Source organism: Staphylococcus saccharolyticus, from assembly GCF_900458815.1.
Lineage (GTDB): Bacteria > Bacillota > Bacilli > Staphylococcales > Staphylococcaceae > Staphylococcus > Staphylococcus saccharolyticus.
The window spans coordinates 91,995-115,781 of sequence record NZ_UHDZ01000001.1; the positions used below are offsets into that span (position 1 = coordinate 91,995).

Genomic DNA, 23,787 nt, shown 5'->3' on the forward strand with positions numbered 1-23,787 from the left:
TTACTATATGGCGAATGGTAAAATTCATTCGGATTATGATGTCAAAGACTTTATATTACTTAGCAGTCAGACATACGAACGTATGGGAATTAGATATGGTCAAAGCGAAACATTAAAGCATCATGTAACTTTGAAAAAGGATGTTATGGAACTAAATCATTTTATATTTACCTATAACAAAATGAGTAAACACGAACAATTAGATATAGAATCAATCAAGATACCTACTAATGAAGTGGTGGCAATCATTGGAAATAATGGAAGTGGCAAATCGACTTTTGCCCAATGTTTAAGCGGACTGCTAAAACGCTTCAAAGGTCAGGTGTTGTGTGATAACGAAAAATATCATCGCAAGCAGTTGTTAAGGCAGAGTTATATGGTCTTCCAAGATGTAAATACTCAACTTTTTACAGAATGCTTAGATCAAGAGTTGAGATTACAAAATATTCAAGTTTCAGAAACACAGAGTGATGCTTTGTTAAATCATATACATTTATTAGATAAAAAATTTGAACATCCATTAGCTCTTTCTGGAGTAGAAAAGCAAAGGATGGCTATTGCTACTGCGTTGTTAAGTGGTAAAGAAATGATTGTTTTTGATGAACCTACTTCAGGATTAGATTTATATCACATGCAAGAAATAGCAAAGCTCATCAGTGATTTACATGCTAAAGGCAAAAAAATATTCATTATTACACATGATAAATCATTAATATTAGAACTCTGTACATATGTTTTACATTTTTCTGAGGGAAGAATTGTAAATCATTATGCCTTAGATAATCAAGGTTTAGAACATTTAAATCCCTATTTTAACATATAAAATAAGCGAGATGAAAGGAGTAAATTGCTTATGGACACCGAAGAACATTGGATTAAATCATTAATTGAATTTAGTAGAAAAAGTAAATTCAAGATTATTGTATCAGTATTGTTATCCGTTATCAGTGTATTTTCTGGCTTGGTGCCTTATTGGTCAGTCTACAAAATTGTTTTAATGGTGGTTGAGGGACATCACACGATGAATCAAATGTTGGTTTATATCTTGATAGCATTGTGCGCATATCTTATTCAAGTTATTGGTTATGGAGGCTCAACGATGTTATCACATGTTACTGCATATGATATTTTATCCAATATCAGAAAGCAATTAGCACAGAAATTAATGCGCTTACCTTTAGGTGTTATTGAGTCTAAGAAAATTGGTGAATTGAAAAATATATATGTAGATAAAGTTGAAACAATTGAATTGCCATTAGCACATATGATTCCAGAAGTGATAGGTAATGTATTGTTATCCATTTCAATATTCGTATTTATTGTTATGATTGATTGGCTCATGGCTTGTGCCATGTTAGTGACAGTACCTATCTCATTTTTTGCTTTTAAAAAATTGATGACTGGATTTAATGAAACGTATGCTAAACAAATGGCTTCGAATAATTACATGAATAGTGCTATTGTCGAATACATAGAAGGAATAGAAATCATTAAAACATTTAACCAATCACAAAGCTCGTACAGAAAATATAAAGACGCAGTTAATGTATATAAAACTCACACTTTAAATTGGTTTAAAAACACATGGATTTACATGAATCTAGGCGCAAGTATTCTTCCTTCAACATTTTTAGGTGTGCTTCCTATTGGGATGTACTTGATCTCTATCAACCAACTTAATGATGCTGAACTTTTCTTGTGTTTAGTACTGTCATTGGGTGTAGTTGCACCTATCAAGAATTTTACAAATTACGTAAATCAATTGAAGTCTATCCAAAGTGCGATTGTCGAAGTTCAACATGTATTAAATTTAGAGGAATTGGAAGTATCTAATCATTGGAACGTGTATCAAAGTAATGAAATTGTCTTTAAAGATGTTGGATTCTCATATACGAATGACTGTAAAGATTTAGTGTTTGAACATTTATCTTTTGTGATACCTGAACAAACTTTCACAGCCATTGTAGGTGCATCAGGTAGTGGAAAGTCAACTATTGCCAAATTGATTTCTCGTTTTTGGGATGTGACATCAGGTGAAATTGATATCGGTGGTGTAAATATCAAAGATATTGAACCCAAGCAACTGAATGAGTTAGTAGGATTTGTAGGACAAGAAAACTTTTTATTAAATCTTTCTTTTAAAGACAATATCAAACTTGGGAATCCTCAAGCTACAGATGCGGAAGTCATTCATGCAGCTAAATTAGCACAATGTCATAGTTTTATTGAAAAATTACCTGAGGGGTATGATACGTTTGTCGGAGCAGTCGGTAATAAATTATCCGGAGGGGAAAAGCAACGTGTAACTATTGCGAGAATGATATTAAAAGACGCACCAATTATTATATTAGACGAAGCTACAGCTTACGTTGATCCAGATAATGAACAAAAAATTCAAGCTGCTTTAAAAGCCTTGACGCAAAATAAAACACTCATCGTTATTGCACATCGCTTATCAACAATTAAACAAGCAAATCAAATTATTGTGTTAGGTCAACATCAAATTCTTGAAAAAGGGACTCATCAAACATTAATGGAATTAGACGGTAACTACAAACATATGTGGAACATGCATATGGTAGCAAAAGATTGGGGTGTATCTTCTTAAATTTTAATAAATTCTTATGTAGAGGAGAATCAATATGTTTCAAATTACAATGAAGATTTTAAAATGGGCCTCACCGTATAAAAGAAGAATGATATTAGGATTTGTCATGTCATTGATTAATTCTATTTTTATTGCATTCCCTATCTTTTTATCAGCACAAGTATTTAACCGCATTTTATCATATCATCAAATTGTCATGTATGAAATTTTGGATGTCATAGGTTTGATGATTATCTTAGTATTAGCAAGATTTATCACGGCATATTTAAAAAATAAATTACAAGAAAGCATTGCCTATGAAATGAGTGCACATGAGAGATTAAATATTGGAGATAAATTAAAAAATGTTAGACTAGGTTATTTTGATGATCATCAAACGAATGAGTTAGCCACAATTGTGACAACTGATTTGACATTTTTAGAAAATTACGCAATGAAGATGATAGATATCGTTATTAATGGATATATATTAATTATGGTGTTGATACTATCACTTTTAGTTGTGTCTTGGCAAGTAGCCATTTTAGCGATGATAGGCGTTATTTTATCATTATTTAGCATTCGATTATTAGAGAAAAAGAGTCAACAAAATGCACCTTATTATCACCATGTTCAAAATCAGCTTGTAGAGAAAGTATTAGAAATAATCCGAGGAATTCAATTCATTAAATCATTTTCAAAAGAAAACACAAGTCTCAAAAGTTTTAATCAAGCTGTTGATGAAAGTAAGCGTGTGAATTCTAAAATTGAGCTACAATATATTCCGTTTAATTTGTTGCATTTACTGAGTTTGAAAATCGCTTCTATTTTAATTGTACTAGCATCTTGTCTCTTATATATCAATCATAGTATCGATTTGCCGACGTTGATTATGATTGCCATTTTTTCTTTTGTTATTTTTGACAGTGTAGAAAATGTGAATAACGCCGCTCACGTACTTGAAATGATTGATATGACATTGAATGATATTGAAGAAATTAACAACGCTTCATTGTTAGATGAAAAAGGTAAGTATATCGTCATTGAAAATGATGATATCGAATTCGATCATGTATGTTTTTCATATGGTGATAAACAAGTCATAAATGATGTGACATTTAGAGTTGATTCACAAACATCTACGGCGATTATTGGACCATCAGGTAGTGGTAAATCAACATTATGTCATTTACTTCTAAGATTTTATGACATCAAAGAAGGTAGTATTCGAATAGGTGGTGTCGATATTAGAGAGATGACACTAAATGCATTGATGTCACATATGAGTGCTGTATTTCAAAAGGTGTATTTATTTAATGATACCATCGAGAACAATATATTATTTGGTAAGCCAGATGCAACCAAAGAAGAAATCATTCAAGCAGCAAAGCAAGCTTGTTGCCACGACCTTCATCATGGCACTACCTGATGGGTATCAAACAATGGTAAACGAGAAAGGTAATAATTTATCTGGAGGGGAAAAGCAAAGAATTTCGATTGCTAGAGCAATTTTAAAAGATGCACCGATTATTATTTTAGACGAAGCAACTGCAAGTATTGATCCAGAAAATGAACACTTAATACAAAGTGCGATTGATGAATTAAGTAAAGGTAAAACGGTAATAACGATTGCGCATAAGATAGGAACAATTAAAAATGCCAATCAGATTATTGTACTCAAAGATGGTAAAATTATTCAAAAAGGTAATCATGACTCATTAGTACAAGCACCTGGAACCTACCAAGACTTTATAACAATTAAAAGCCAAACAGAAGGTTGGGGACTTTAATGCAATATAAACAGATTGGTATATTAGGTGGTAATGGTGTTATAGGGTACGCACTAACAGAAGCATTAAGTGAGTTAAACGATATTCAAATTAAAGTTGGTACACGAACAGATTATTTTAAGAAACTTAATCTAGCTCATGTGAAATATGAAAAGTTGTACTTGGATAACTCAGAAAAATTAAAAAATTTTATGAGTGGATGTGAGATTATTGTTAACTGTACCGGTTATTTTGATCAAAAAATCATTAAAAGCTGTTTAGAATGTCATGCTCATTATTTAGATACTTCGGGAATATGTGGCTTAGAACAAGAAGTTCAACAATTAGATGATAATTTAAAAAAACAACGTTTGAGTGTTATACAATTTGTTGGTGTCAACCTTGGTTTGACTGAAGTGTTAATCGCATATTGTAAAAAATTGTATACTGTTGATAAGTTAGAAATGTTCTTTTCAGGTACAGGTAATTTATCAAAGTCAGCATTACTAGAAATCATTAAAACGTCAGAGCCTCCCTATTCATATAGTCAAAAGTATTTGAAAAATGGAACAAAAACGAAGTTAGATTATATGATCAAGACATTAAATTTACAGCCTTTTATGAAAGCGTTTTATTGCGTACCGCTTATTAGTTGTCATTTTATCAATTGCGTGCAACAACTACAGGTACCAAAAGCTTATTTTTTTAATGTGTTTCGTGACCAAATTATCATTTCTCAAATGGCAGAAGCAAAATTTTTATATCAAAATAATTAAACGAATAAAGCTATCGAAAGACTTGCAACAGCATTTAAAAACTATGGTAATAGTAAAAGCACCTACACTTTAATAAAAGTGATAATTAATAATAACACAGAATTGACGTTTCAAAGTAATATAGATTGGAATGCATTAACGGTTATAACTCTATACAGTACAGTAAGCTTAATTTTACAATCACGCATTAAATCACATGGACTCAAACCACTATATGAAGCTATCAATGTGAAAGAATTAATTAGCGAATTAAAGAAAAATGCCACAGTCACAATAGAAAAAATCCGAGAGGTGAGTACATTGAATGATGATTTATATTATTTTATATCTGAATTGCATTATCAAGAAAAAACATATGATTTAAAAACATATAATTTAGAATCTTTGAAATACAATATATGTAATTATTCTAAATCTACATTACAAAATGATTATTTGATGTATGAAATGAATGGTACGACATATATAGGTATTGATCAAGCGTTATCTTTTAAAGTGAGTAACACAGCATTGACCATTGAAAGTAAGGATGGCAATTTCAAAATCCAAGAAGACGTTTTTACTATCAATAAGACATTACAAGCGATACACAAAAGATGTGACAACCAAAATATCAATTTTTTTGGTTACGTTAATTACAATTTAGCTAAATATTTGTATTTAGAACTTCAATCTGAACAAGAGAAAGAATTATTATACTTTTTTGTGCCATCAATAGAAGTGAAAATTCATAATAATCACATGGTTATTCGATACTTAGAGAGTAATCCATTTAGTGAATTAGATAAAGTGTATGAAGATGTAACACTAAAGAATTCACCACTTCCCAATGATACAGAGCAATCTTTAATCAATCAAAAATGTGATATGTATAAAAATAATGTCATTAAAGCAGTAGAAGATATCAAAAATAACATGTATTCTAAAGTGATTCTTTCAAGAAGAATTGTGATATCAGATAGAATTCATATGATTCGTAGTTATTTTTTAGGATTAAGAGTAAATAATCCAGCTCGGTCATATTTGTTTGATATCAACTCTATGAAATTATTTGGATTTTCTCCAGAGACCATCTTACAAGTAGATAACGACAATAAGGTACTCACATTCCCTTTGGCGGGTACGAGAAAAAATCAAGCGCATTTAAAAAAAGAATTATTGACTGATATCAAAGAAGTGGGAGAACATGCTGTTTCAGTTAAACTAGCCATTGACGAACTTAAAGAAGTTTGTCAAAAAGATACTGTAAAAGTGGATGAATTTATGCATATTTATGAAAGAGGATCTGTGCAACACTTGGGGTCTAGAGTCTCTGGTATACTAAAAAACAATAATTATTGGAATGCATTGTTATCTCTATATCCTGCTGTTACGGCTTCAGGCATTCCTAGAAAAGAAAGTGTTCAAGCTATAGAGAAATATGAGGATGAAGAACGAGATTTATATAGTGGTGGTGTGTTTTTAATTCATCAAGATATAGGGTTTGACGTTGCATTAATATTAAGAAGTATCTTCCAAAATGAGAATGAGACACATGCCCAAGTAGGAGCAGGAATTGTTGAGAAGTCTAAACCTGATAGAGAATTTGAAGAAACGTGTGAAAAATTAAGTTCAGTTCTTCAGTCATTGAGTATGTAAGAGTTACTAAGAATCAATAACGAAATATATGATACTTGAAGCCATTAAAATTTCTATTTCTTAAGATTAGTTAGTAAATCAATATAAGTTACAAATGATGAATATTTAAATTTGTTACAAAATTTATAATGTAATAAAAATGATAATGTTACAATTTAAGTAACTTTGTTGTATTGTAAAATATTCAGTGCTATTTTAATAGATGACTTTAATTGGGGAGGTGATTACAATGATGGACCATCTTTCAAAATTAGGTGATGCTATCGTAAACACAATCACAGCAGCTCAATCTGGAGACGGTGCTGAATTAGCTAAAAGTATCATACACATCGTAACAAATGCTGGTGGAATTATTGGAGATATTATACATGCTTTAGGTTTATAAACCTATAACAAGTTACATAATATTTTCATTGATTTAACATTTTAAAAGGGGTTAGGTAACCATTATAAGGTTTACTTAACCTCTTTTTTATTTGATACACGCTATCATTCAGTTATTTATACATCATTTTGAAACAATTTAAAATTAGAAAAATAATGTAATCACATTCATATGATGGTTAGTAGCTATCTTAATCATAAAGTTTATCTTCATACATGTAGTGGGCTACTATGCTATACATAAAGAATAGTTTAGAAAATCATTTTGAGAATAGATATATAAATGTGCAAAGATAGTTATGCTTAATTTCACAATTAAGGATTAAACTGTTTAATTTTCATTGTATCACTGAAAAACTTTAATTGGATACTAATTTTGTTTAAGTTAAGAGAATGTTTCCACTTAACTTATTTTATTTTGTAATATAAAATTATAAATAAAATAAGTGTACAACAATTTAAATTGTGTATTGAAACGAAATTAACGGAGGTAATACGCAGTGACGACATCTGAGAAATAGCGACAACAATAAGCGGAATTACAAAAGAAACTATAGTCCATTGCCAACGATTTAAGAGGCAACATGGATGCGAATGAATTTAAAAATTATATCTTAGGTTTAATTTTTTATCGATTTTTAAGCGAAAAGATAGAGACACAATCTGAACGATTATTAGTCGAAGACAATATGACGTATGAAGAAGCAATGAATCATGATGCCTATCGACCTATTGTTGAGAAAGAGTTGATTCAACGTATTGGTTTCGTCATCGAGCCTGAACATTTATTTAGCCATCTTAAACAAAATTGAAAATCATACTTTTGGAATTGATATGCTTGGCGATGCTTACGAGTATCTGATAGGATAATTTGCTGTTAGTGCTGGTAAAAAGGCAGGAGAGTTTTATACACCACAACAAGTTTCAACCATTCTCGCTAAAATTGTAATGGTAGGAAAAGAAGATTTAAGAAGTGTTTATGACCCAACGTGTGGTTCAGGATCGTTACTTTTACGTGCTGGTCGTGAAGCAAAAGTTCGTAATTATTATGGTCAAGAGTACAAATAGTACAACGTATAATTTGGCAAGAATGAACATGTTACTGCACGATGTGAACTTTAAAGCATTTCAAATTGAGAATGGTGACACACTTGAAGCGCCAGCATTTGAAGGTCAAACATTTGACGCCGTGGTTGCGAATCCACCTTATAGCGCGAAATGGAATGCGGCTCCACAGTTATTAAAGGATGAACGCTTCAGTGATTACGGTAAGTTAGCGCCTAAATCCAAGGTAGACTTCGCTTTTATCCAACACATGATTTATCATTTAGACGATGAAGGTACAATAGCTATTGTCCTGCTACATGGTGTTTTATTCCGTGGTGCTGCAGAAGGAACCATCCGTCAATATCTAATTCAAGAGAAGAACTATTTAGATGACGTTATCGGTTTGCCAGCCAATTTATTCTTCGGTACAAGCATTCCAACGTGTATCTTAGTATTTAAGAAATGCCGTCAAAAAGGTGATGCTATCGTGTTTATTGACACATCTCAATCTTTTGAAAAAGGAAAAATCAAAACCATCTTACAGACGAAGATGTCAGCAAAATTGTAGAGACATATAATAAAAGAGAAACTATTGATAAATACAGTTATATCGCAACATTAGAAGAAATCAGAGACAATGATTTCAATCTTAATATTTCAAGATATGTAGATACATTCGAAGAGGAAGATCCCATTGATTTAGATGAAGTCCAACAGCAATTGAAAGACATCGATAAAGAAATTGTCAAAGTTCAAGCAGAGATTAATGTGTACCTCAAAGAACTAGGCGTATTGAAAAATGACTAAATCAACTAACACACTTGAGGTAAACTTTCTGGAATTTGGTGGAGCGTTGGTATCGCCGGTCTAGTTTATACAATACTTGGCATCGTGATTACTAATAAAGGAGAAGACTATGCCGTTCCGTTTTCAATTGAAATATTTAAATAATATTGCAGTTAGTAAGTTTATTTTATAATTTACGAATAATAAATTGCTAGACTTGTATAATAACAACGAGTTCCTATACGGGGGCTCGTTTATTATTTTATCTTTGATACATAGAGCTACAATTCTTTTTTAAACACATAGCTCACTTTGTTGTATGACATTTTATCTTCATAAAAACGGTGTGCATGTTTTTTTGAAGACCAGAAGATAGTGCGATAGCTTCATATCCTTTTTCTTTTGAGAGTGATTCAATGTGCGTTAATAAATGTTCACCGTAACCGAGAGAGCGATAGTTATCATCAGTGACAAGGTCACATATCCAAATAAAGCGTTCATAATATAAAGTTGTCATTGATTGAAAGCCGATAACAGATGCAAGATTATCTCCAATATATAAACCATACATTTCATAATTATCTTTTTCCATCGCTTCTGTAACTAACTCAATATAGTCTTCTAAAGATAAATGTGTTCTTAGCTTTGACATCAGTGGATAAGCCTCTTTAATTTGGTTTTCATGGATCTTCAAAATTTCCAATTTATTTTACACTCCCGTAGTTTTATATTTTAAAGTTATCTTAATATTACTAATTACCATTTTAAAGAATTTATGAACTTTCACTGATATCTTTTCATCTTAACAATAACGTTTAATGACATTTTCAAAAGTTTATTTATATTCGCTTATATCGTTTCAAAAAACTTTTTATTTAATCAAAATCCGAAAATCTTTTTTAAAATAAAATTTGTTTAAGCAATTATTATTTTTAAAAGAGCTATTTTTACGATATAAAGTGTATAATTAGTCTATAGTGACGTTTGCTAGCGCTATTGCAAAGTTATATATGAAACGTTTTAATGCACCAAACTTTAAAAATAAGCAATTCAATTAAGGAGGTTATGATTTTTATTATTCTGTCGCTTAGTATAAATATATATTGACTATGTATATAGCATAATTAAAGCGTTACTTATGCGCTCATCTATATTTAGATGAAACAATTGAGTAAATCTCAAACAATTTTAGCAGATTAAACACATGCAACAAAGGCAGATACGTCTAAATTAATTAAAGATTTAGACCTAACACGTGTATTGTACAGCAAGATATTTCAACAAGTTAATTGAACAAGATCCTCATCATATTAAATTTAGAAAGATAAATCATCAATGTTAAGGAGATGCCTCAATGTTAATTAAATTACGAAAATGTACAAAGTTATGTATCATTATTCTTTTCTCAGTATACATGAGTTGTATTAATGCTAATTTAAGCAAGGCAGCTGAAAATCAAGTGAGAACAACTCAAAATCTTGACTATCAACAACTCAAACAACTATGGAAGTCTGTGAATTATGGATATGAGTATTATGACGGCAATGATAAATCAATGAAAAAGCAATATGATTATATTGAACAAGATGCTAAAAGATTATTGGCAGAAATGGAAACAAGTCCTTCAAGATCTTATTTATGGAAAGGTGCTAAAGATATACAAAATAATTCTAGTCATATGACAAAAAGCTATCAGAATATTGAGCGAATTGCAGAAGCTATGAATCATCCGCAAACATCTTTAAATACAACAGAAAACAAGAAGAAAGTAAAGGATGCGATAGCGTGGATGCATGCGCATGTGTATGGTGTGAATTCTGAAGAGAATATGAAACGATTGACTTCAAATCAAAAAGAAGCAGGTTCTAATAAAAAGACCACTTTGAAATGGTGGGATTTTGAAATAGGCTCACCGGAGGCTTTAACAGATACTCTCATATTAATGGACAAAGACTTTACATTTAAAGAAAAGAAAAAATATATTGCGCCTATTAACAAATACGTACCGAAAAGTAATGAAGTCTTAGCTTCTGTAGGTAAACCTGAAAAAGCAAAAGGGAGTAATCTTGTAGATATTTCTAAAGTGAAATTGACTGAAAGTTTAATTGAAGAAGATAAAAATATGATGAAATCTTCTGTAGATTCTTTTAATAAAGTCTTTGATTATGTTCAAGATTATGCGACAGGTAAGGAACGAAATGGTTTCTTCCGAGATGGCTCATATATCGATCATCAAGATGTTCCTTATACAGGGGCATATGGTGTAGTTTTATTAGAAGGCATTTCTCAAATGTTACCTATCGTATACGCGACACCTTTTGATGTGAACAATGAACAGCTACAGGTGTTAGATTATTGGATAGATGAAGCGTTTATGCCACTGATTCATAAAGGCGAATTCATGGATTTTGTAAGAGGTAGAGCAATTAGTCGTGAAAATGAAACAAGTCATTCAACGGCCACAACGGTTATGAAATCATTATTAAGAATGAGTGATGTTATGCATGATCAAACCTTAAAAAACAAATATAAGCAATATGTTAAAACGTCAGTTTTATCAGATGATAGCTATCATCCAAATGATCATTTGAAATCTTATGCAGATATACATAATATGAAAAAATTAATAGAAGATAGTTCGATTACTACTAAAAATAAACCGCAACAATTAAAAATTTATGACGAAATGAAGCGTGTTGTTTATCATAATTCAAATTTAAACTATACATTTGGACTTAGCTTAACATCTAATAAAGTGGCTCGTTACGAGTCGATTAATAACGAAAATTTAAAAGGTTGGCATACGGGTGCAGGCATGTATTATTTATATAATAATGACGTTAAACATTATCGTGATGACTTTTGGGCAACATCTAATATGCATTATTTAGCAGGGACAACAACATTAAATGATGAACCAACCGGAAATAAAAAAAGTGAAAAAACGTTTGTAGGTGGAACAAAGTATAACGATAAGTTCGCTAGTATTGGAATGGACTTTGAAAACCAACAGCATACATTAACCGCAAACAAATCATGGTTTATATTAGACGACAAAATTGTTTTTATGGGTAGTGGTATTGTGAATAAAGATAAAGTCCATGACGCCAATACAACTATTGAGAATCGTAAAGCAAATGGGTACACACTATTTCACAATAATCATCCACTAGATAATGCTAAAAATAAAGCAACAACGTCAATCTTTTTAGAAGCAAAGGATACTCAAAATAATATTGGATATCGTTTTTTAGACGCACCTAAATTGACTATAAGCAAAAATGAACGTTCCGGTATGTGGAAAGATATTAATGAGAGTCAAAGTAAAGATGAACATAAAAATACGTATTATGAAATTGTGCAACCCCACTCAAATACAAACAACACATATGCGTATGTTTTGTATCCAGGAATAGCTCAATCGGAATTTAAAAATAAAAAAGATGATATTAGTATCATAAAACAAGACGAACAATTCCATGTTGTTAAAGATAACGTGAATCATGTATGGGGCATTGTGAATTATGCCAATGAACCTCAAACGTTTGAGATAGATGGAAATAAAGTTGAAATCAAAGGTAAAGGCATGTTTATGATTAAAAAGAATAACGACGGCATATTAGAAGGTACGTACAACAACCCTGAAGTATCTCATTCGGCCATTGATTTAAAATCTAAAATAAGTATTAAAGGTTATAATATTTTGACTAAAGACGTTCCAAACCAAGATACACATTTTGAATTAAAAAAATAGATTTGATATTATCCCACTTTATCCATTCAGAAAATGCACTAAAAAGGCTAGAACACTCATAAAAATGGGTGTCCTAGCCACAAGACAAAATAAGTATGAAAATACAATAATAGATACATTGAGCATCACATTGCACTTCTAAGGTAATTTAACAATAAAAAAATTTAATTGTCAATGGAATATAAAATTCTTTATTTAAAATTAATAATATTAATAAAATGTATATTAAGTATTTATTAATATTTTAATTACCTGTATTTAAGAATTAAGTTCTTATAATTATTTTTTGAAAATTCACTAAATATTTGCAATATAATTTATCTGTATCGAGTTTTCAAGCTAATTAAAGTTTGAGCTCAATATGAGTCAAATCTTTACCAATGACTATTAGATATAATGGAACATCTGAGTTCATGTAAATAGGTGATAACTCGATTTCACCTTGTGTATACTGAACTAAATAGATATGCTCAGCATTGGTAAAATGGACAAATCTTTTAACACGATATACATTTTGAGGCAGTTGGTCTAATGTATCAATAAATGATTCTTTCGTTTCTAATTTTGGCATATCAATGAAACGATGTTCAATCCTGCCATGTAAAGTCCCTCTATTTTTCGTTACTATATTTTTCACTTCAAGCAAAGATTTTAAAGATAATTCACCATATTGTCCCACTTGAATATTTGCATCACCATTTATTCTCTCAAGTTTGCTTAATAGGCGAGCAGTATCTTCCACGTTAGTTAAATCCATTTTATTGATAAATAATGTAGAACAATGACTTAACTGTTCAAAAAATAACGTTTGTATATCTTGTGGGTAGGAGTCAATATGTTGATACATTTGAGCAACAATCAGGCCAATTATACTTCTAATTGTCGTAATAGGAGCGAGTACAGGTGTCAAACAAGCATCGACAACTGCTAAAGGTTCCGCTCCCTAAGAAGCCACCAATGATAATAATTTCCATAATATAACTCCTAACTGTGAAAGAGATGTGATACCTAAGTCATAGTACCTAGTAAAATGATACAACAAGTGGACGTGACCATTTGTCTAATGATTAATTTCAATCCTTCTAGCCATCCCAATTGACGAATGATCATGGTCATAATGACTGAACATACTGTAAATGTTGAACTCAAGAATACAAGTAACCATACGGTTAAACTTTGAATGAATAAGCTTCCATTCATGTTAAACAACAACATGTCATCTTTACGTATGATTGAAAATAAAATGCCTGGAGATAGCTGTGTAGGTATATCTAGTAACTAGTAAGGGTGTAAATATTTTAGATAATAATTCTAAAATCAGTGTCAGAGATAAAATACTTACTACGAGACATATACCTATAAAAATTGGTAAGGCTTGTAATGTAAACATTTGTATACTTCCCCACATCTTCTTGAGCAACAAATGTAATGGTGGTCATTGTATTTGTTGTGATTGTCTTAACGACCGTCGTGCATTCATTAGAGAATCACGTTTTACCCATAATTTGTTATGAATTAAACCACCAATGAACACCATGATTAAATAAGGTAGAAATAACCATGAACGATGTGTAGCATTGAATATAGATAATGTGGCACCGATTTGATAGCTACACGATGTACCAAAGCTAATCAAACTCACACATTGAACTTTCGTGCACAATTTACATTGATGACCTGCTTGAAACACTGCCGCTGCATTGCAACCAAATCCCTTTAATAGTGGTACAATATCAGAACCTCTGAGACCAAGATGCATCATCGTTGGTTCAATAGACCATACAATATATTGCTTAAGATGACTTAAGTCTATCAATGCGGTGGATAAACTAATCATAATGACAACGGGTAATGCCCATACAAAGGAGTAAGTTCCTAAAGAAATGTCACCATAGTCATCAAAAAGTATGTGTTGTAACCATCCATTTTGAAATACATAAGATTGTGAAAGTAGCGCAATCCATCGTGAAACATAATGTTGCTGTAACCAATCTGAAATATGATAGGACACATAAATAGGTAGGGCGAACATGAATATGATGAGTAACCAGCTATAGAACATATCCAAGGATCGAGGTCGCAAGGCTTTACTTTCTGATATAAATAATTGTAGTTTTTCAATGATTTCTGAACTGAGAAGTGGTGATGATGGTGTGTAGCTTCCTTAAGAGAAATATCTAAATGATGCTTCACGATATAATTTCTTAACAAATATTGTTGGTTGGTAGTTAATTTCTTATAACCGACAATTGAGATGTAATGTGTATCATTTGGTATAGGAGACCACTGCCCGGTGTGTATATTGAATGTTATATTTAGCATGTGCAATCGACTTCACAGCAACTATAATCATCTAAGAACATATTACTCTTTTTATAAGTCTCAATTAAAGCAGATTTCTCAGGTAAGCCTTCCCGACTTCTTAAAATGCTAGCTAATACAGCAAAGCGTGCTCTAAATTTATAAATATAGCAGAGAATAGCTTCATCATGACATACGGTAGCACCGATTAAAAAGATATTAGGATAACGCGTGGACTCATCTAATTCAGTTAGTTGTACGCCTTGATGCCGTATTTTAAATAATTGTTGTATTAAAGGATTTTGAGTGACATCAAAACTTGTAGCAATAATTGGTTCTGAAAGTGATGTAGCGGTATATCCATTTTCAAAATGAATATAATACTCACCTTCATGAAACAAAATTTGTTTCGCGCGATAGACAACATTCATTTCGATATGCGCACCTTGACGTACAGCATCATGTAAACGTCGATGAGTAAAAGGAGATAAGTGTTTACTTGGATCTGCGTATGCTTCATTTAATCCTGTTGATGTTGTATAAATAGAAACGTTTGCGCCATCTTTACTGAGATGAATCGCTGCATCAAAGGCACTTTCATTGCCACCTATAATTGTCAAATCATTACCTTTTAATTGAGTAAAATCATCGACTTCACTATAATGATGACCATAATTAAATGGTTGATATGGAAAGGAAAAGTCTCCAGTCGCGACAAGAATATAATCTGCCGTATAAGTATCATTGTTGGTGATTATTTTATACACACCATTCTCATGTGTAACACGTGAAACATTTGTATTTATTGTTATGTCTAAATCATAATAATGTGCGACTAGCGCTAAGTAATCTGCATACGTCTCTCCAAATAAATGTTCTTCACTAAACGTAAATGCAGGTGATGTATCTTTGGCAATAGCATTCATATCAGGCATTCCAAATTCGTTTGATGTAAAGAAGGTGTAATTGTTTGAGTAGACTTAGGCCAATGAGAGAATGAATCTCCAATAGTACCTTTTTCGATAATTAATACATCTTCAAAGTCAAAGTCTTTTAATGTAATAGCCATACCAATGCCTGCTGCTCCAGCTCCAATAATAATGACACGACGATGCATCACGTGACACTTCCTTTCTATACTTTAAGCGCTTTAAATCGAAATTATTACGATTTAAAAGTATACCTATATTTTATGTCATTTTCAAATATAAAATTAAAAAGATGGTGTTTATCGAGGTATTTTTTACAAGTCATTCCTTTTATGCATCTTAATTATATTGAGCATAAATGATTCATAATCGATAACTTTTGTTTTTTTCAGACTTTTTGAGTTTATATATAACTGTTGACAATTATAAAAATTAATGCAAATATTAAAGCGTAATAATTTCGATTTAGGAGATGTACACATGTATAAAAAAGGTTTCATTTTATTATTTGTAGCGATTTTAACTTTATCACTGGCAGCTTGTGGTAAAAGTGATAGTGATCAATCGTCAAATCATAAGGGTAAATTAGAAATTAAAACGACAGTGTATCCGTTAAAATCATTTGTGCAACAAATTGGCGGTAAACATGTTGATGTTAAATCTGTTTATCCAAATGGTGTCGATCCACATACATATGATCCGAGTCAAAAACAAATGGTAGATATTGGCAAATCAGATTTATTCTTATATACAGGTGATAACTTAGATCCTGTGGCTAAGAAAATCGCTAAAGCAATCAATGATAAAGACAAAACATTATCATTAGAATCATCTTTAGATAAGAAAGATTTATTGAAAGGTGAAGAAGATGAGCATGAGCACGAATATGGTGAAGAACATGAACATCATCACCATGGTAAATATGATCCACACATTTGGTTAGATTCAGTCGTCAGCCAAAAATTTGCTAAAGCAATTAGAGATGAGTTAGTAAAAAAAGATAGTAAACATCAATCTTACTACGAAGATAGCTACAAAAAATTAGTGAAAGAGTTAAAAGGCTTAGATAAAGACATGAAACAAGCAGTGAAAGGTAATGAAGGTAAAACGGTATATATTTCACATGATTCTATTGGTTATTTAGCAGATCGTTATAACTTTAAACAAGAAGGCATTGAAAATATGAATGCTGAAGAACCCAGCCAAAAAGATTTAACAAATATTGTTAAACAGATTAAAGAAGATAAAGTGAAAAATATCTTAGCAGAAGAAAATGTCTCTAATAAAATTGCAGATACGGTGAGAAAAGAGACAAATGCGAAAATAATCAAGTTCTATAATATGGGCTCACATACTAAGCAACAAGATAAAAATACTTACCAATCATTCATGAAAGAAAATATCAAAGCAATCGAAAAGGCACTTGAAAACGAATAATAAGCAATGCGATATGTGAATGAGAGGAATAGCTACTAAGGGTACTTGTTACAGCATGTTTTATCTAAACAAAGAAGGCAGTTTCTAAAACATAGAAATTGCCTTCTTTGTTATTTTAAAATCTTTGAGTAGTTCATAATTAATAGTACTTTAACTATAAAATGCATAAATAATTAAGAAAGTGATCGTAGATAAACATATAGGTGTGAATATAATAACAATTAATGGTTTGAACGCTCGAGATAATACATCTTTTATAGCAACGTTCAAGCCTAATGCTACCATGGCCATTAGTATACATATCGTCGTTATAATATTTAATACATACATTACCATATGAGGAATATGAATAAATGTATTTGCACATGCTATAATAATGAAACCAATTAAAAAGTAAGGCACATCAATGCGTTGTTTACTAGTATTTGAAGCATTTTTATAGTTAATCATCATCATCAGAATAATACTTAGAGGAATAAGTAGGAATACACGACCTAACTTTCCTAATAAAGCGAGTTTCATCGCTTCTGAGCCGCCGACGCCTGCAGTTAAAACGACATGCGCAATTTCATGGAGACTGACACCTGTCCAGGCACCATATGTTGAAGCGGGAAGTTTAAAGATTGTTTCAATAGCTGTATAAATAAGAGCGAAGCCTGTTCCCACTATTGCAATTATACCGACACTTATCGCAGTATCTTTTTCCTTAGATTTTAGAATTGGAGCTGTTGCCCCAATTGCTGCAGCGCCACATATCCCAGTACCAATACCTAATAGTAAGGTAATACCGGTATCTCCTTTAATCAATTGATTGAACATGATTGTCACACTTATCGCAAAGATGGCAACTCCAATATCAATTAATAATAGTTTCCAACCTTTACCTAAAACATCGTTCATATTAAGTTTTAAACCATATAAAATAATCGCAAATTTTAGTAAACGCTTTGAAGTGAATGTAATTCCTGAACGAGCCTCTTCTGGGTAACCAAAAATTTGACGGTAAATCATTGCTAAAATAATGGCAATTGATAATGCACCAAAAGTACTTAAAATTGGAAGCTTGGCGAGTAACAAGCTAATTGTTGCAATCATACATGTAAAAAGTAGTCCTTTAGTGAAACGTATTTGTGCGGTCGATTTCATATTTATATACACCTCAGTATAAAATTTTAGCATTGCGTTGTTATAACATTAAATAAATATAAAGTATAATGGTTATAACGAAAAAAATATGACTGCGAATTGCAATAAAGGAATGAAGACTATGGATCCATACAAGGTTTTAATTGAAGTAGTGAAGACAGAAAGTTTTACGAAAGCAGCAGGAAATCTCTACACATCTCAACCTTCAGTGAGTCGAGATATTAAGCGTTTAGAAACGAAGTATGATGTTAAGATTTTCGAATTTAAATCACCTTATTTAAGTTTAACTAGTGAAGGAGAAAAGTTACTTCAATATGCATTACAACGTGAGAGTATTGAACAAGCATTATGGCAAAACTTGAAGGTAGGATCACAAATTATTGCAGGCACACTTACATTAGGAAGTAGTTATACTTATGGAGAATATTTACTATCAAATCAATTGACGAAACTTACGCAATTATATCCTGATTTACATATACATTTACGTATTAATAATTCAGACACTGTTATCAATGATATCAAACATAATATTATCGATATAGGTATTGTAGAAAAGGAAATTCGGGATAATGCAGTTGAATGTCAGAAAATTAAAGAAGATGAAATGGTCTGTATTTATAAAAAGTCCATAGAACCTAAAATGGATGTGTGTTTTGTCAGAGAAAAAGGTTCTGGAACACGGTTCTATCAAGAAGTAGGTTTGTCTCAATTAAACTACAATCCATATCTTATTGAAATCAACAATATTAAAGTGATTAAACAAATGACACAAGCTGGCAATGGTTTCACGATTATCTCTAAATCTGCAATTCAACAGGAAGATTATGAGACATTGGTTGTGAAACCATTAAACGTTTATCGAAACTATTATCTAGTTAAATATATCGATAAATATGTTGATAAAAATATTGATATAGTTATTCAGACCGTCTTGACTGATGAAATAGGTTAGGTGAAGCTAATCAAATATGTTAAATTTTATATATTGTTTAAATATATATATTGTATATATTTTATAATTAATTTATAATAAAATTTGATTTAATTGTGAACATTTATATGTGTATAAACCAATTCATTGAAATTATGTTAGTGTAAATTTGGAAGTTGAAGTTATCGTTCATTCAGTGCGAATTAGCTTTAATTTTTACCTTGAGAATTAGCGTTGCTAAATAAATGGGAAAGGGGGAAACAGAGTGTGAAGACGCTAATAATTAAAGAGATGGGGACGGTGATTCGTTTAACAATAGAAAGTAATCAATCAGATGAATTACTAAAAGAAGCCGAACAGAAAATCTATACATGGGAACGTCAATTTAGCGCTAATGATTCTGCATCAGATTTAATGTCTATCAATCAACACGCCGGAAAGTTACCTGTAAAGGTAATTCCAGAGATATTTAAGATAATCCGCTACAGTTATGATGTTACGCTATCATCGAAGGCGAAGATGAATATTTTGATAGGACCATTAGTTAAATTATGGAAAATTGGTTTTAAAAATGCACGCAAACCTACAGAAAAAGAAATTCAACAAACATTTACCTTAACGAATCCTTGTAATCTAGTACTATATCCAGAGACTCATGAGGTATATTTAACGCAATCAGGTATGAAGATTGATCTGGGGGCTATTGTGAAAGGTTACTTTGCCGATCAATTGCAACAATTCTTTATGAATCAAGGTGTTACTGCAGCTATCATCGATTTAGGCGGTAACGTAATAAAGATAGGTAGACAGCCTGAAACGTCAGAGTGTTGGCATGTAGGTGTTCGTAATCCTTTTCATAAAGATGATGATCCGCTTATAGTATTAAATATTAATCATCAATCTGTCGTAACCTCAGGTATTTATGAACGATATTTTATAGAAAATTATCAGTTGTATCATCATATATTAGATTCTAGAACAGGCTATCCAGTAGACAATGACATTGCTAGCGTAACGATTGTATCTGATCATGCGATTGATGGTGAAATTTGGACAACGATTTGTAGTTTTGGTCAAGCACGACAAAATATTGAAGTATTAAACCAGATTGAAGGTGTCGAAGGCTTAATTATAAGAAGGAACCAAGATATGCTGATGACGTCTAAAATGCAAATATATTTATAAACTGTGGATTCATACTCTATACGAGTATTTTATTTTTAATTATTTATGTGAATTATTTCACAAATAATAGGAGGATTTGCTGTGAGTAAAGAATTATTTGATACGTTTAAATTAAAATGTGGTGCTGAATTAAAGAATAGAGTATTAATGGCACCAATGACCATTCAGGCTGCTTATTTTGATGGAAGTGTTACATCAGAAGTGATTGACTATTATCAATTTAGAGCTGGTGGTGCATCTGCAATTATTGTAGAAAGCTGTTTCGTTGAAGACCATGGACGTGGATTTCCAGGAGCGATAGGAATATATACTGATGAGAAAATATCTGGTCTTAAATGGTTATCACAGACTATTCAATCGAAAGGATCTAAAGCTATTTTGCAACTTTATCATGCCGGGCGTATGGCTAACCCTAAGTTTAATGGTGGCGAACAGCCAATATCTGCGAGTCCAATTGCAGCATTGAGACCTGATGCTGTGCCACCCCGTGAAATGACCCGTGTTCAAATTAAACAGATGATTGAAGACTTTGGAGAAGCGACAAGACGTGCGATTGAAGCGGGATTTGATGGCGTGGAAATCCATGGTGCTAATACCTATTTATTACAACAATTCTTTTCACCTCACTCTAATCGAAGACAAGATGAATGGGGCGGTAGTCGTGAAAAACGGACGTATTTTCCGGTAGAAATATTGAAAAAGGTTCAAAGTGTTGTTAATGAGCATGGCGTGCAGGATTTTATTATTGGTTATCGTTTCTCTCCAGAAGAAATTGAAGAACGGGGAATCCATTTTGAGGATACGATGTACTTACTTAACACATTAGCTGAATATGAGCCTGATTACTTCCATATTTCAGTAAATAGTTATAAACGTACATCTATTGTGAATCAAGAGGACACAGAGCCACTTATTCAAAAATATCGCAGATCACAAAGTACACAACTAGCGAAGATTCCACTTATTGGTGTTGGTAGCATTGCGCAACGTGAAGATGCTGTTGACGCACTTGAGATAGGATATGACTTGTTAAGTATCGGCTTATTTAGTAGAGCCTGATTGAACATCCAAAATTTCACGCCATGAAAAAGTAGATCAGTTTGTGGATAATCATGATCAGAAAGTACTCCATATTCCGTCTCCTCTTTGGAAAGTAATGGATTTCATGATTTTAGATAAAGAAGAGGAACATCATAAATATGAAAGATTAAAAGCACTTCAAAATAAAAAAGTAAAATTTAAAAAAGGTAAGTACCATGTCTTTGCGAAAGGACATAATGGTAACTTACCGATGAAAGTTGAACTATCAGAAGATAAAATCGTTAGTATTGAAGTAGATGATAGTGGAGAATCAGAAGGTATTGCTAATCTTGTATTTGAACGTTTACCACAAGATATCATTAACGGTCAAACACTTAATGTAGATGTGATTTCAGGAGCTACAGTGACAAGTGAAGGGATAGTCCAAGGTATTGCAGATGCGATTGAACAAGCAGGAGAAAATCCAGATATTTTACGTGCGCGTCCAAAACCAGTTGTGCAATGGTCCAATGAAGTGATTGAAGAAACAACAGATGTTGTGGTGATTGGAACAGGGGGTGCAGGTTTAAGCGCAGCATCAACAATATTAGATGGGGGGCAAAGAGGTGATTATGTTAGAAAAATTTGCTGCCATAGGCGGTAATATTATTCGTACTGGTGGTCAAGTCAATGCAGTAGAACCAGATTGGCAAGGAAGTTTCCCTACTTTAGCTGGAGAAAAAGAAACGCTTACACAGATACTCAATCATAATGAAAGTGATATCGACGATGCTTATCTTGAAGATTTCCGTACGTTAAAATCTCAAATTCAAGCGTATCTTGAAGATGTAACTGACAAAGGTAATCATCTTTTTGATTCAATAGAATTACATCGTATTCAAACATATTTAGGAGGCAGACGTAAAGATCGTAATAATGTGGAAATTTCAGGTAATTATGACTTAGTTAAAACGTTAACAGACAATGTGCTAGACTCTGTTCATTGGTTGACTGAAAAAGGCGTTCACTTCGATCGCTCATTTGTTGATATGCCAGTTGGTGCCTTATGGCGTCGTGGACACAAACCTATGAAAGCACAAGGTTTAGAATACATTGAAAGTTTAAGAGACTACCTGAGACAACATCATGGACGTATTTTCACAGAAACAACCGCAGAAAAATTAATTAAAGATGGCAATCAAATCATTGGCATTGAAGCACGAAAAGCCAATGGTGCTAAGGTGAAAATTCATACACGTCATGGTGTCGTGTTAGCTACAGGTGGATTCGGTGCCAATACAAAAATGTTACAACAATATAATACGTATTGGGATAACATTCCAGATGACATTAAAACTACCAACTCTCCTGCAATGACAGGTGATGGTATTCGCTTAGGTGTTCAAGCCGGTGCAGAACTTGTGGGTATGGGTTTCTCACAAATGATGCCAATTTCAGATCCTAAAACAGGTGCTTTATTCACTGGTTCAATTGTTACACCGTCAAACTTTGTCTTTGTAAATAAAGAAGGGCACCGTTTTGTTAATGAATTTGAAAGTAGAGATGTATTATCAAAAGCGGCTTTAGAGCAAAAAGATGGTATGCTCTACATTATTGCTGATGAGAATATTAAGGCATTAGCAATGAACACATCTGAAGATAAAATCAATCAAGAATTAGCAGACGGAACACTTTTAAAAGCGGACACGTTAGAAGCTTTAGCAGAAAAACTAAATATTGATCCAACGACATTTGTTGACACTATTAACAGATATAATCACTTTGTTGATGAAGGACATGACGAGGACTTTAATAAAAATACCTTTGATTTAAAAATCGAAAAAGCACCGTTTTATGCAACACCACGTAAACCTGCAGTGCATCATACAATGGGAGGCTTAAGAATTAACACACAAGCCCAAGTGATAGATGTAGAAGGACAAGTGATTGAAGGACTTTACGCAGCAGGAGAAGTTGCAGGTGGTATACATGCAGGTAATCGCTTAGGAGGTAATGCGTTAGCAGACATCTTTACATTTGGACGGATTGCTGGACAAAGTGTTGCTACACATTTAATTACTGGTAAGTAGGAGG

General features: G+C 32.1%; 11 protein-coding genes and 6 pseudogenes. 12 read left to right on the plus strand and 5 right to left on the minus strand.

Annotated features, from left to right (window positions below):
* Positions 1-7 precede the first annotated feature (7 nt).
* From DYE57_RS12025 to DYE57_RS00405, 7 genes and pseudogenes are all read left to right on the plus strand, one after another.
* Positions 8-823 (plus strand): ATP-binding cassette domain-containing protein, encoded by an 816-nt coding sequence (locus DYE57_RS12025; RefSeq protein WP_232619728.1) that lies wholly within the window; start codon positions 8-10, stop codon positions 821-823.
* Between the two features lie 30 nt (positions 824-853).
* A complete protein-coding gene (locus DYE57_RS00380; protein WP_115312483.1) occupies positions 854-2,608 on the plus strand; it encodes an ABC transporter ATP-binding protein in 1,755 nt (584 codons plus the stop codon).
* Positions 2,609-2,642: 34 nt separating this feature from the next.
* Positions 2,643-4,377 (plus strand): annotated as a pseudogene (locus tag DYE57_RS00385) (ABC transporter ATP-binding protein).
* Positions 4,377-5,132 (plus strand): saccharopine dehydrogenase NADP-binding domain-containing protein, encoded by a 756-nt coding sequence (locus tag DYE57_RS00390; protein WP_115312484.1) that lies wholly within the window; start codon positions 4,377-4,379, stop codon positions 5,130-5,132. The pseudogene DYE57_RS00385 and the gene DYE57_RS00390 overlap by 1 nt, the downstream one beginning before the upstream one ends.
* 78 nt (positions 5,133-5,210) lie before the next feature.
* Positions 5,211-6,770 (plus strand): salicylate synthase, encoded by a 1,560-nt coding sequence (locus DYE57_RS00395; RefSeq protein WP_232619727.1) that lies wholly within the window; start codon positions 5,211-5,213, stop codon positions 6,768-6,770.
* Positions 6,771-7,002: 232 nt separating this feature from the next.
* On the plus strand, positions 7,003-7,155 hold the full coding sequence (locus DYE57_RS00400; RefSeq protein WP_115314099.1) for a beta-class phenol-soluble modulin: 153 nt from the start codon (positions 7,003-7,005) through the stop codon (positions 7,153-7,155).
* A gap of 559 nt (positions 7,156-7,714) precedes the next feature.
* Positions 7,715-9,008: pseudogene (locus DYE57_RS00405) on the plus strand (type I restriction-modification system subunit M).
* 286 nt (positions 9,009-9,294) lie between these two features.
* Here DYE57_RS00405 and DYE57_RS00410 read toward each other — a convergent pair.
* A complete protein-coding gene (locus tag DYE57_RS00410) occupies positions 9,295-9,690 on the minus strand; it encodes a GNAT family N-acetyltransferase (RefSeq protein ID WP_306171760.1) in 396 nt (131 codons plus the stop codon).
* A gap of 651 nt (positions 9,691-10,341) precedes the next feature.
* Between DYE57_RS00410 and DYE57_RS00415 the strand changes: the two genes are divergently transcribed.
* Positions 10,342-12,741, plus strand: coding sequence for a polysaccharide lyase 8 family protein (locus DYE57_RS00415; protein WP_115312485.1), 2,400 nt, complete (start codon positions 10,342-10,344; stop codon positions 12,739-12,741).
* A 343-nt stretch (positions 12,742-13,084) separates the two neighbouring features.
* On the opposite strand, the pseudogene DYE57_RS00420 reads toward DYE57_RS00415, so the two are convergent.
* The 3 pseudogenes from DYE57_RS00420 to DYE57_RS00430 all read right to left on the minus strand — a co-directional run.
* Positions 13,085-13,681: pseudogene (locus DYE57_RS00420) on the minus strand (GTP-binding protein); the annotation flags it as partial.
* Positions 13,682-13,684: 3 nt separating this feature from the next.
* A pseudogene (locus tag DYE57_RS00425) lies at positions 13,685-15,063 on the minus strand (nucleoside recognition domain-containing protein).
* Positions 15,057-16,162, minus strand: a pseudogene (locus DYE57_RS00430) (NAD(P)/FAD-dependent oxidoreductase). Before DYE57_RS00430 ends, DYE57_RS00425 begins: the two co-directional pseudogenes overlap by 7 nt.
* 289 nt (positions 16,163-16,451) lie before the next feature.
* Between DYE57_RS00430 and DYE57_RS00435 the strand changes: the two are divergent.
* Positions 16,452-17,408 carry a metal ABC transporter solute-binding protein, Zn/Mn family gene (locus DYE57_RS00435; protein ID WP_115312487.1) on the plus strand — a complete coding sequence of 319 codons (957 nt, stop codon included), beginning with the start codon at positions 16,452-16,454 and terminating at the stop codon, positions 17,406-17,408.
* Positions 17,409-17,558: 150 nt separating this feature from the next.
* On the opposite strand, the gene DYE57_RS00440 is transcribed toward DYE57_RS00435, so the two are convergent.
* Positions 17,559-18,554, minus strand: a complete 996-nt coding sequence (locus tag DYE57_RS00440) for a YeiH family protein (RefSeq protein ID WP_115312488.1) — start codon at positions 18,552-18,554, stop codon at positions 17,559-17,561.
* A gap of 121 nt (positions 18,555-18,675) precedes the next feature.
* Between DYE57_RS00440 and DYE57_RS00445 the strand changes: the two genes are divergently transcribed.
* From DYE57_RS00445 to DYE57_RS00455, 3 genes and pseudogenes are all read left to right on the plus strand, one after another.
* Positions 18,676-19,509, plus strand: a complete 834-nt coding sequence (locus DYE57_RS00445; protein ID WP_115312489.1) for a LysR substrate-binding domain-containing protein — start codon at positions 18,676-18,678, stop codon at positions 19,507-19,509.
* Positions 19,510-19,755: 246 nt separating this feature from the next.
* Positions 19,756-20,673: an FAD:protein FMN transferase gene (locus DYE57_RS00450; RefSeq protein WP_185802521.1), complete on the plus strand. Its 918-nt coding sequence runs from the start codon at positions 19,756-19,758 to the stop codon at positions 20,671-20,673.
* An 81-nt stretch (positions 20,674-20,754) separates the two neighbouring features.
* Positions 20,755-23,783, plus strand: a pseudogene (locus DYE57_RS00455) (flavocytochrome c).
* Positions 23,784-23,787: the final 4 nt, after the last annotated feature.